We start from the raw sequence: 1,540 nt of genomic DNA, 5'->3' as shown, positions 1-1,540 counted from the left end.
TACGCGCACGTCGACGACGCCCCGCTCGCCCCGGCCGTCGCCGCGGCGGCCCCGGTCGCGGACGACGAGGCCCTGATCGTCTACACCAGCGGCACGACCGGCCAACCGAAGGGCGTGGTGCTGACCCACGGCAACCTGCTGGTCGACGCGCGGCAGATCGCCGCCTGGCACGCCCTGGGACCGGACGACCGCCTGATGTGCGTGCTGCCCATCCACCACGTCAACGGCATCGTCGTGACCCTGGTGACGCCGCTGGCCAGCGGCGGTGCGGTCGTGCTCTGCCGCCGGTTCCGCACGGGGTCGTTCTTCCCGCTGCTGGCGCGCGAGCGCGTGCAGGTCGTCAGCGTCGTGCCCACGCTGCTGGCCTTCCTGCTGCAGGGCGCGGACAAGGGGACCGTCGCGACCGGCGGCCTGGACCTGTCCGGCTTCCGCCACCTGATCTGCGGCGCGGGCCCGCTGACCTGCGAACTGGCCCTGCGCTTCGAGTCCCGGTTCGGCCTGCGCATCGTCCACGGCTACGGCCTGAGCGAGACGACCTGCTACGCCTGCTTCCTGCCGGTCGACCTGCCGCCCGACGAGCACCGCGCCTGGCTGGGGGACCACGGCTTCCCCTCGATCGGCACGCCGGTCCCCGCCAACGAGATGGCGATCCACGACCCCGCCGGCGTCGCCCTGCCCGCGGGCGAGCGCGGCGAGATCGTCATCCGCGGTTCGACCGTCATGGCCGGCTACCACGACGCCGACGAGGCCAACCGCCAGGCCTTCGCCCACGGCTGGTTCCGCAGCGGCGACGAGGGCTTCCACCAGCCCGGCCGCGACGGCCGCCCCTACTTCTTCATCACCGGCCGGCTGAAGGAGCTGATCATCCGCGGCGGCGTCAACATCTCGCCCCTGGAGGTCGACGAGGTCCTGATGAGCGCGCCGGGCGTGAAGGCGGGCCTCGCGGTGGGCTTCGCCCACGACGTCTACGGGGAGGAGGTGGGCGCCTACGTGGTGCCCCTGCCGGGGACGCGCCCGGACGCCGGGGCCGTGCTCGACTTCTGCCGGGGCGCGCTGCCGCGGCACAAGTGCCCGAAGGTGGTCGTCTTCGGCGACGAGCTGCCGGTGACCTCCACCGGCAAATACCGCCGCCACCAGCTCAAACCCCTGTTCGAGGCCTGGCGCAGGGAGGACTTCCGGGACTAGGGTATCCCGGGGAACGGGGCTTGCGGGGGGAACCGGGACGCCGCATCTTGGTTCGAAGACCTGCAACCGTTCCCGGGATGGTGGATGACGTGACGATCCGGCTGACTCTCACCCTGCTCGGTGCCGCAATGCTGTTGAACGGCTGCGGCCAGTCGGACACGACAAAGATCGTGGAGCCGCCCCCGCCCCCGCCAACCGCTTCGAGGGCTTGACGTTCGGCACGGACGCGTCGTTCGAGATCGTCACCTGGAACCTGCACAACTTCACTGAAAATCCGTTGAGTGTGGAATACGTGTCTCAGGCACTTCGAGCGATCGATGCCGACATCGTTGCGCTGCAAGAGATTGTCGTAAAT

Annotated in this window: 1 protein-coding gene; it reads left to right on the top strand. The window is 70.4% G+C overall.

The annotated features are described in order from the left end of the window. The coding region (locus tag Q7W29_01445; GenBank protein MDO9170479.1) for an AMP-binding protein at nucleotides 1–1,185 on the top strand (1,185 nt) is incomplete at its 5' end. Nucleotides 1,186–1,540 lie beyond the last annotated feature (355 nt).

The organism is bacterium, from assembly GCA_030654305.1.
Classification (GTDB): Bacteria; Krumholzibacteriota; Krumholzibacteriia; order LZORAL124-64-63; family LZORAL124-64-63; genus PNOJ01.
The sequence above is the reverse complement of the archived record's forward strand: the minus strand, read 5'-3'. Positions and strand labels throughout refer to the sequence as shown.